Raw genomic sequence first — 9,505 nt, 5'->3', positions numbered from 1 at the left:
CATGTTCTGTTCATTTTTTCCATCGATGAAAAAACGAACCAAAAAAATCTAGGCTTATTTTTACATCTTTGAAAACTACGCAAACGCCTTTGCCTGCGGATAGCAAACCGCTGCGCTTGTGCATTCCTCTCGTTGCACTCGTCGGATGCAAGCTCCACTGCCACCGCTGCGGCTTTTGCTTGTTTTACTACAGATCTAAAAAGTAGGCCGTTTTACCATTATATTGAAAATTCTCGTACCCAAAGGTTCAAATGAAATCGAAATTCCCTCGTTTCAAAATAGCTTCAGGAATTTTTAACGGGATGCTGTCGTTATACTGACCAAAAGGGAACCGAACCCTTTGGGTATGAATATCATTTAAATGCTTATTAATACTTGAATAACGACCTACAAGAAGGTATCGTAGGGCAAGCGCGTTAAAGAATAGTCCTGTGGACTATTCTAGCGAATGAGCCAGCTTGCCGCGTGGGGCTTTTTTAATCAAAAACTATGCAGTGGAGCAAACGAAAAATTTAGATACCGTCTTGTGAGCCTTGATTTTTTTGGTTTCCAGCCGCATCAACTCGCTCAAAGACATGCTTTGCCGTATCAAGGCAAAAAAACAGGAACACAAATAGAAACGATACTTTTTATATCACGTTCTGTTCTTTCATCCCAAAGTCAGTAAACTACTTCAGGGCAAGCCTGTCTACCGACAAAGGCAGGCCCGCAAGGCATTCGTTAAAAACAAACCTAAGGTAGCTATCAGGACGGGGTATTAAAGTCTTTGGCGGTGCCAATAACAACCTCATTTTATGATTTAGAGCTATCCTGCTTGCAAGAAGCCTATTTAGTCTCTGACGACAACTCACTCCCTCACCAAACTAACCTCATCAATCTGAGCACTTGCTCCGCCGGCACCTTTAGCAGTAAAACCTAGGGTGACGCTTCCGCCTTTTATGTTGATTTCTGGAATCTGAATAGACCTCCAGGTAGCAGAAGGCTCCGCAAAAGAATGGTCTACTGTGGTTGCTCCGCTTTTGGCAAACAAGGTAAGCTCTTCAAAACCTTCGGTATTTTTCACTTTTGCAGTAAGGGTATAAATTCCGTCCGGTAAAGAGACATAGGGTGTTGAGCTAACTTCCTGCGTAATGTGACGCTCAAAGGCAGTTTTATCACTGATATTCAAACTCTTTTCACCCACTACCTCCTTACGGTCTGCTGTAGTATTGAAATAATTCAATACCGGCGAATCAGGATCTGTAGTGGAGATGGTATTTCCTTTTAGGATTTCGGTATGCCAACCCAATAATTGTTCCTGCACGGGTTTGTTGTTGCTGGGAATGTAACGGCGGTCAGCTTCAAAACTGCCATTCATCACATAATTATTGGTCTCGGCAACGCTCCATTTTCCGGTAGCTTCATCCAGATTCCAGGCGCTTAAGCTATTAAAATAAGGCGTATCGCCATCAAAAGATAGAGGTACCCACTGGTTGTACCCGAGTCCGTTGCCGGCAAACTCTGCCCAGCGGTCTCCACAAAACAACACGGTTTCTTGTTCACTTCCCGGAATGGTATAGAAAAAACCGGTTTGCGATACATGCGCATAATCCTGCTCGCTACCCGGCATAATCTGCATATCATTTACCGGTTTATACGGACCGTAAATAGAATCAGAAACGAGATAATATGCAAACGAACCGTCCCAACCGTAAATGTTAGAGGCAGCCATATAATACTTGTCTTGATACTTGAACATACAGTTTCCCTCGCGGCTGGCCCCTTTAAAGATTTGAACACAATCCAGCAGATCAACCTTACCATCTCGCATCCCTATTTCTGAAAGGTAGATTTTATTACGACCGCGCCCGTAGGAATAGACGAGGTAGCTTTTCCCCGTGTCCGGGTCCGTAAATACCGTTTGATCTCCGGTATTGGGTGTCCCAATACGTTCTGTCATATCAATACGTCTATGGACTTTAAAATCCCCCACCGGTGAGTTTGCTAAGGCAATCATGACATTATTGCCGTGCTGAATAAGCAGCGCATACTGCTTAGTCTCCTCCAGATAAGCGACTCCCATACGCCCCAACCAGGTAGGGCGCTCTTCATAATTCACAGCTTCTTTGGTGAGGACGTGCTTTTCAAATTTCCAGTTGACCAAATCGGTGGAAGTATAACAGGTTACGCCCTCAAAATGATTGCGTTCATACGTGACCGAAGGATCATCCCTATAGTTTTCGGCTTCTTTGTAATGCACCCCGTACCAGTAATATTTTAGCTTTCCGCTTTGCGGATCTTTAAACTGAAAGATACCCCCACCCTGTGAATAGATGGGTTGACCATTGACGGTATTCCAAAAAGAGTCGTTTGTAATTGTGGTGCTTTGAGCATACGCGGACTGCATCAAGCTAAAAAGAAAAATAAGAACCCAGAATGTGGAAAGCTTACAGCGGAAGTATAAATGCTTTTTCATAAGATTGATTATTGCTACAAATTAGGAGATTAGGACAATATGCTTATCCTGCTCTACCCTGCTTTAAGCGTCAGGTTTTGCAGTTCGGCCCATTCGGTCCACGAACCGTCATACACCCGTTTGCTCGATTTACCGGCACGTATTGCAGCTAGCATCACAATACACGCGGTCAAACCCGAACCACAACTGAACACCAAATTCTCGGTATCTGTGGTTTGTTTAAAAAGTTCCTGAAGTACTTCTTTGCTTTTGAATTTTCCATCAACCAAAACCGTTTCATAGGGGATATTGATCGAATTGGGAATACTGCCACTTTTGAGGTGTTTACGAGGTTCGGGAGTGGTTCCGTTAAATCGACCTGCAGAACGGGCATCGACTACCGTAAAGCTTTTGTCTAATGTGTTTGCAAGCACCTCCTCATAAGTCGCTAGCAATTCCGGATTGTACTTTGCTTTAAAATCACCCACTTCCCAATGCTTAATGTGTTCAGAAGCTACTGCAAAACCTTGTTGTTTCCATTCGGGTAAACCTCCATCAAGCACGGCGCTGTTTTGGTGTCCCATACACTGAAAAAGCCACCACACCCGTGGACTCGAATACACACCCATTGCATCAAAAATCACAAGCATAGAATCGGCATCAATACCCAGTTTCCGGACTTCTTCTTCAAATACTGCAGGGACAGGTAACGTATTGGGAAATGCACTTGAAGCATCTGAAAACACCTGCTTCAGGTCAAAATACCGTGCATTGGGTATGGTTTCCGATGAACCAGCTGCGGATTTACCGGTTGCGGTTTGTGCGAGACTGGCGTCTAAAATGATCAGATTTTCATCATCTAAATGTGCGTGAAGCCACGCTGCGGAAACGATCTCTTTTACCTCCATTTCAAACAGATTTTATTGCGCTCTGCTGTAGCTTAAAAAATTACCCCGAGGCAAAAACAGCAGCTTCAAGCTATCTTCGTTAAGAATATCTATCGCATAGGTAAGCGTCTCGTCCCCTTGGGTTAAAATCAGATAGTACGTATCTGGATTTGAAGCTTGGTCGTTGGGTAGTTGGTTTGCAATTGTAATGGTATAGGTATCTGTCCCGGTATCCACGCCTTCATATCCCATAAACAATTGGTCATCGGTTATTTTTAAGTAAGAAGCACTGTCTTCATCGCTATTCCATGTGCCTTGTAATACCGCAAGTTTTGCATCTTCTTCTGATTCAAAAACCGGTTCTTCTAAAACAGCAGGAGTGGTATTTACCTCTTGCTCTTCTGTATCAGCATTTGCTGCTTTTTCCCTGGAGGGCTTACAGGAAATGATTAAAAGCATCAGTAAAAGTAGGTGTCTCATAGATTGATTGTTAAAAGTTGGTATTAATTTGTTTTTTGCAAAATCCACTCAGTTACCTCTTTCAAGACCAAAGGCGAAAAGGTTTGTTCGATTTGACCGTATTCCCCGGGATTTCCGGTTTCGCTTTCCTGAAACAGGTGATTGAGATTGGGAAATTCTTTAACCGTAACATCAGTATTGCCCCCGGCTTCTAGTGCTTGTTGAATAGCCGGAAGGTTTTGTTGAGGTGCTACCTGTAGATCTTTTGCGCCGTTGAGGGCTAAAACGGGGCAGGTAACCTGCTTTAAACTAGTAACCGGATCGTATTTGATAAAATATTCCATCCACGGGTTTACAATCTGATCAACTTGTTTGTTTACATAGGCCTCTGTGGTCATCCCCTGCGGAATTTGTGCAGCTTCTCCCTCTTTTTTAACGACTTCTAGAGCGTATGCTTTTATATCTTGTCGAAGTTGAGTTGTACTTGAAGACTTCACCACCAGATCAAACAATTTTGAATTAACCGCTTGAGAGTTTGCTATTTCTTCCTCTGAAACACCCGATGCTTGTGCAATTAATTTTTGCTGAAGCAACAGCAATTTATCACCACGCACTCCGGTTCCTGCGAGCAGTACAATAAAAGCAACATCTCTTGAATCTGCCGCAACCATAGGCGCTATGATTCCACCTTCACTATGCCCTATTAAACCTATTTGTTCCGTGTTGATTTCGCTACGGGTTCTTAAATAGGTCATTGCTGCTTCCACATCTGTAGCAAAATCAGCAGAAGTTGCTGTCGCAAAATTTCCTTTAGACTCACCCACTCCCCGATCGTCATAGCGTAATACGGCAATTCCATGGCGGGTCAGGTAATCGGCAATTACCAGAAAAGGCTTGTGCCCCATCAATTCTTCATCCCGATTTTGAGGTCCGCTGCCACTGATTAATATAACCGCCGGGAAATTCCCATCACCCTCAGGTAAGGTGAGCGTTCCTGCCAGATCAATGGCTGCTTTTTCATTATGAAAAGTTACATTTTCTCTAGTATACGGAAACGGCGCTTTAGGCTCTTGCGGACGCTTAAGCGGTTCTTTTTTTAATGCTTCCCGCCCCAAATCAAGTGGAAAACTGTTTCCCATTTGTGTAAACGTTCCGGTGATGTGTTCGTCAGCCAAAACGCCTTTATATGTTGCTCCTAAATTTTTAAGCTCCAGTTTTAAGGTATCGCTAATAAAGTGCGTTGTCGTAACCGGAATCCCAAAAGCTTTTTGATCAGGACTATCCATTGTACCCTTATAACCGGTATCGCTTTCTTTAAAATGAAAAACCAAGGGCAACTCTATGCCCTGGACTTTTAAAGCGCCAAACCAATCACCTGTGATATCCTGAGCAGACAGCATACACGAACTGATACCGATGAATACAACGAGTAGTTTTTTCATGGGGTCGTTTTTATTATTTTATTTGTTTAACTCTGGTTGTTAGCTTAAAGCTAGTATATGTAATAAGGATCGCTACTGTTCCAAATACCCAAAATGCCAGCATAATACCTAAAGCAGGCATTCCGCAATTTATTCCATCCGGTCTTGGCTCTGGAAAAAACAATTGAGGAAAGACATAGAAATGACCTATTAAAAATAATACTGTAATGATAAATCCCGGTATTTTAGTATGACTTTTTGCATTAAAAAAATACAGTGCATATTGCAAGATGGAAACTCCAAAAATGAAAAGTAAAATCATAGGACTATTTTAGCTATCAGTATCAAATTCTGAGCCTTACTCAACCCCACATCTGATTAAAAGCATTTACACGACGGCGTTCTTCTTGATGAAGAATACCATAAACCAATCCCGGCATCACCAGAAGACTGCAGGCGCAATAAGCTAAATAGTGGTTTCGTATGTTTTCTAAGACAAAATATCCCAAGTATAAACTACCCAAAGTTCCCACACAAAAAATAATACCTGCTATCCATTGCGGAGTTTTAGAATATTTTGCTTTTAATTCATTTACATCAAGTTGTTGTTCTCTACCACAACTCTTACAGGTACAGCTTATCAATTTGCCTTTAAGCATAACTAATTCTATACGGGTTTCTGCTTTGGTTTTATACCAAAGTTCTGCTTTACAATGTTTACAGGACGCATAGACTTTCATATTCTTTTATAAATAAGTCGCATTCACTCAAATATACACAGCGTAGCATTACTAGCTTTAAAAGATGTGATAATAAGCGAAAACCTTATTTTTACCACACTTAATACAAGCTATGCAAACACCTCCAGAATTGCGTCACGTAAACGTCACCCGCTATATCACACCCTTGCGGGAAGGCGGTTCGTTACCCGCTGTTGCCGATGCGGACGACGGCTTTAAATATGTTGTGAAATTTAAAGGCGCCGGTCACGGACCTAAAGCATTAATAGCCGAATTGTTGGGTTGTGAGATCGGTCGGATTCTGGGATTTAGAGTGCCTGAAGTGGTGTATGCGCATCTGGATGAGGCCTTTGGTCGTACCGAAGGCGATGAGGAAATTCAGGATCTGTTGAAGTTTTCTCAAGGGCTGAATATTGGCTTGCATTTTTTATCGGGTGCTATCAATTTTGATCCGGTGGTGACTACGGTTGAAGCGCAACTGGCTTCTGAAATCGTTTGGTTTGATGCGTTTATGACCAATATTGACCGCACCTTTCGCAATACCAATATGCTGATGTGGCACCGGGAGTTGTGGCTTATTGATCACGGGGCAACCTTATATTTTCACCACAGTTTTACCAACTGGGAGAAAAGTGCTGCAACCCCTTTTGCGATGATTAAAGATCACGTATTGCTTCCGCAGGCTTCTGAATTGACCGCAGCAAACACCAAACTGAAAGCACTACTCACCGATGAAGTTTTACAAAGCATTGTAAACCTCATCCCTAACGAATGGCTGGACTGGGAAGGCTATGACGAACGTGTAGACGAACTGCGAGAAGTCTATTTTCAGTTTTTAAAAACCCGACTGACCTATTCTGATTTATTCACCAAAACCGCTCAAGATGCACGACAAACACTTGTATGAATACGCGGTAATCCGCATTGTGCCTCAGGTAGAGCGCGAGGAGTTTTTTAATGTAGGTGTGGTGGTCTATTGCAAACGCCCGCGTTTTATTGGGATGCAGTATCAACTAGACCCTAAAAAGTTGGCCGCTTTTTGTCCGGAGTTGGATGTGCAACAGGTACAAAAAAACCTAGACGCCTTTAAAGCGATTTGTGCGGGTGACAAACACGGCGGACCCATAGCAAAACTGGAAGCTGCAGAACGTTTTAGATGGTTAACCGCTACCCGAAGTTCGGTGATACAAACTTCAAAGACCCATCCGGGTTTTAGCGAGGATCTGGAAATGACTTTAGAAAAGTTGTTTGAGGATTTGGTGCTTTGAGGATTCACGATTTAAAATACCTATAGGAAACTGATGACTTTATTACTAAGTACTCTTTTTTCTTCAGTATAGCGACAGCGAGATTAATAAAAGAGACTCCCAACTACTAGCCGTGTTTCTATTCTTTTGCCTTGATGCCAAAGAACCAAAAAATCAAGGCTTATTTTTAGATCCTTGAAAACTACACAAATCCCTTATCCTGCGGATGGCAAACCGCTGCGCCTGTGCATTCCTCTCGTCACACTCGTCGGATGCAAGCTCCACTGCCCAGCGCTGCGGCTTTTGCTTGTTTTACTACAGATCTAAAAAGTAGGCCGTTTTGAAAATCAGAACTAAGAATAGTATTCTTTAGGCTTCTTTTGCCTCAGTATAGCAATAAGTACCCGTTAAAAATTTTCGAAGCCTTGGAGAAAATTTAGGGAACTTGTTGTGGTTTTACCTGATAAGGTAAAAATACCTAAGAAAAAGCGTCGTTTCTTTTGGTTCGTTTTCTTTAGACGAGGCAAATCGACGTTAGGAGATTCACGAGCTCCCGTGAAATAGAAATCACGCGAGTAAAGAAAATGAACAAACATGATTTAGAAGTTCAAATTACAAAAATTGACTTTAGGAGATTTGCATTGTTCACCTTTCGACTGCATTCAGTATGGGTTATGACCTAAAAAAAGAATTTCTATTGAAACAAAAGCGGTACAAACTCACTTAAATACACGCGCCAGTTCCTCCAAATGTGTCCGCCATCAGACTCTGTATATTCATAAGGCATCCCTATTTTATCTAATAATTCGCGGTATTCAGTATTGGCTTCGTATAGAAAATCGCTTTCCCCAATAGCGATCCAGTAGAGCTTATAGCCGTTATCTTTCTGAGCTTTTAGCGTTTCTTCAAAATCAGCATACACGCCTTTATCGCTTTTATCTTCTCGAGGCATGATCGCCGCAGAAAAGAGTCCGACATAGTCAAAGGTATCGGGATAAAAACGCGAGATGTGCATACTGTGATACCCACCCATGGAGAGTCCGGCAATGGCGCGATTTTCTTTATTAGCTTTTACGCGATAATTTGTCTCTACAAAATCAACAATATCCATAAACTGGGCTTCGTATTTCCCGTTCATCGTTTCCGGTGTCATAAACTGCGGGGTGTAATATCCGTCACTTCCGGCTCCCGGTGCAGCATCCTGACCTACATTTCCATTAGGCATTACTACGAGCATCGGCGCTGCTTTTTCTTCAGCAATTAAATTATCAAGAATCTGAGCCGCACGCCCCAAAGATAACCAAGCTTCTTCGTCTCCACCCGCTCCGTGCAGCAAGTATAATACAGGATATTCTTTATCAGATTGCTCATAACCCGGTGGGGTATATATGGAAAGCTTTCGGTCAAAACCCAAATCTTGAGCATCATACCAGCGGCTGGCTACCGTACCATGCGGCACATCCTGTACCCGGTATAAATCAGCTTGCTCGCCGGGAACAATAAAAATATTGGTCACCGAAACCACATCCCGTATCAAAAACGGATTGGCAGGATCTGTAGTTTTAAATCCGTCAACGATAAACGCATAAGTGTACAATTCGGGGTTTAATGCTTTTGTCGTAAACGACCAGATTCCGTCTTCATTTTTTATAAGATTTACTTTCCCCGGACCGTCAACTTTGCCCATTGGGGTTTCTACTTTAATCGTTGGCAGAAAATCTCCGGTTACCTGAACGCTGTCGGCTTGGGGCGCTGCCAGACGAAAAGTGACGGTTTTATCGGCATGGACTTGAGGCGAACTTACTTTGCCTCCGCTGAACAAAGCCTCTTGTGCCTGTGTGAGGCTTGTGATGCACAGAAGAGCAAAGACTATATAGTTTTTCATAAACGTTTAAAATGGATTATCTCTCAAATTTAGCCATTCAAAAGTATTCCTCATTGCCTTTTCTTTCAAAACAATGTTAAGAGTACTCCTTTATAGGGATTGTTTTAGGAGCGGAGTTGTTATATTCATAAATCTCTTAGCCTCGTTTGAATAATCATACTTATCATTAATGCTCCTAAATTTTTAACGAAGCCTTCTTGCTATACTGAAGAAAAAGAAATCAAACCCTTCGAATATAAGTACTATTTTTTAAGAACTATAGTCACCTTAATGGTAGGGGGAGGTCACACACGCAAAGCACCTCCCTTCTCTATTGGAAGAAAGGTTGGGAATGAGGGATAGTACATGATAATACTAAAGGATATAATTTCTCCCGATGGTCGAAATAACGTGTTATATAAAATGTCTAATAGAATAGCAGCAATGGCCTAT

General features: G+C 42.3%; 9 protein-coding genes. 2 read left to right on the top strand and 7 right to left on the bottom strand.

What is annotated here, in order from left to right:
- Window positions 1-847: 847 nt before the first annotated feature.
- The 6 genes from BUB91_RS06360 to BUB91_RS06335 are packed head-to-tail and all read right to left on the bottom strand — an operon-like array spanning window position 848 to window position 5,941.
- Window positions 848-2,455 carry a family 43 glycosylhydrolase gene (locus BUB91_RS06360; protein WP_073098389.1) on the bottom strand — a complete coding sequence of 536 codons (1,608 nt, stop codon included), beginning with the start codon at window positions 2,453-2,455 and terminating at the stop codon, window positions 848-850.
- 53 nt (window positions 2,456-2,508) lie between these two features.
- Window positions 2,509-3,342 (bottom strand): sulfurtransferase, encoded by an 834-nt coding sequence (locus BUB91_RS06355; protein WP_073098386.1) that lies wholly within the window; start codon window positions 3,340-3,342, stop codon window positions 2,509-2,511.
- A 12-nt stretch (window positions 3,343-3,354) separates the two neighbouring features.
- Window positions 3,355-3,801 (bottom strand): hypothetical protein, encoded by a 447-nt coding sequence (locus BUB91_RS06350; RefSeq protein WP_128759318.1) that lies wholly within the window; start codon window positions 3,799-3,801, stop codon window positions 3,355-3,357.
- A 23-nt stretch (window positions 3,802-3,824) separates the two neighbouring features.
- Window positions 3,825-5,222 carry an alpha/beta hydrolase family protein gene (locus BUB91_RS06345; RefSeq protein ID WP_073098382.1) on the bottom strand — a complete coding sequence of 466 codons (1,398 nt, stop codon included), beginning with the start codon at window positions 5,220-5,222 and terminating at the stop codon, window positions 3,825-3,827.
- Between the two features lie 13 nt (window positions 5,223-5,235).
- Window positions 5,236-5,523, bottom strand: a complete 288-nt coding sequence (locus BUB91_RS06340) for a hypothetical protein (protein WP_073098380.1) — start codon at window positions 5,521-5,523, stop codon at window positions 5,236-5,238.
- Between the two features lie 40 nt (window positions 5,524-5,563).
- Complete coding sequence (locus BUB91_RS06335) at window positions 5,564-5,941, bottom strand: hypothetical protein (protein ID WP_073098378.1); 378 nt, start codon at window positions 5,939-5,941, stop codon at window positions 5,564-5,566.
- Between the two features lie 112 nt (window positions 5,942-6,053).
- On the opposite strand from BUB91_RS06335, the gene BUB91_RS06330 reads away from it, so the two are divergent.
- On the top strand, window positions 6,054-6,848 hold the full coding sequence (locus BUB91_RS06330; RefSeq protein WP_073098375.1) for a HipA family kinase: 795 nt from the start codon (window positions 6,054-6,056) through the stop codon (window positions 6,846-6,848).
- On the top strand, window positions 6,826-7,209 hold the full coding sequence (locus BUB91_RS06325; RefSeq protein ID WP_073098374.1) for a DUF3037 domain-containing protein: 384 nt from the start codon (window positions 6,826-6,828) through the stop codon (window positions 7,207-7,209). Before BUB91_RS06330 ends, BUB91_RS06325 begins: the two co-directional genes overlap by 23 nt.
- Before the next feature lie 673 nt (window positions 7,210-7,882).
- Here BUB91_RS06325 and BUB91_RS06320 read toward each other — a convergent pair.
- Window positions 7,883-9,073, bottom strand: a complete 1,191-nt coding sequence (locus BUB91_RS06320; RefSeq protein WP_073098371.1) for an esterase — start codon at window positions 9,071-9,073, stop codon at window positions 7,883-7,885.
- Window positions 9,074-9,505 lie beyond the last annotated feature (432 nt).

It is taken from the genome of Leeuwenhoekiella marinoflava DSM 3653, from assembly GCF_900129005.1.
GTDB classification, from domain to species: domain Bacteria; phylum Bacteroidota; class Bacteroidia; order Flavobacteriales; family Flavobacteriaceae; genus Leeuwenhoekiella; species Leeuwenhoekiella marinoflava.
This window is presented reverse-complemented; position numbering and strand designations above follow the sequence as displayed.

Coding starts and splice junctions, on each gene's coding strand:
- BUB91_RS06340 (WP_073098380.1), bottom strand. CDS start 5,523: ATGATTTTACTTTTCATTTTTGGAGTTTCCATCTTGCAATATGCACTG.
- BUB91_RS06320 (WP_073098371.1), bottom strand. CDS start 9,073: ATGAAAAACTATATAGTCTTTGCTCTTCTGTGCATCACAAGCCTCACA.
- BUB91_RS06325 (WP_073098374.1), top strand. CDS start 6,826: ATGCACGACAAACACTTGTATGAATACGCGGTAATCCGCATTGTGCCT.
- BUB91_RS06360 (WP_073098389.1), bottom strand. CDS start 2,455: ATGAAAAAGCATTTATACTTCCGCTGTAAGCTTTCCACATTCTGGGTT.
- BUB91_RS06355 (WP_073098386.1), bottom strand. CDS start 3,342: ATGGAGGTAAAAGAGATCGTTTCCGCAGCGTGGCTTCACGCACATTTA.
- BUB91_RS06330 (WP_073098375.1), top strand. CDS start 6,054: ATGCAAACACCTCCAGAATTGCGTCACGTAAACGTCACCCGCTATATC.
- BUB91_RS06350 (WP_128759318.1), bottom strand. CDS start 3,801: ATGAGACACCTACTTTTACTGATGCTTTTAATCATTTCCTGTAAGCCC.
- BUB91_RS06345 (WP_073098382.1), bottom strand. CDS start 5,222: ATGAAAAAACTACTCGTTGTATTCATCGGTATCAGTTCGTGTATGCTG.
- BUB91_RS06335 (WP_073098378.1), bottom strand. CDS start 5,941: ATGAAAGTCTATGCGTCCTGTAAACATTGTAAAGCAGAACTTTGGTAT.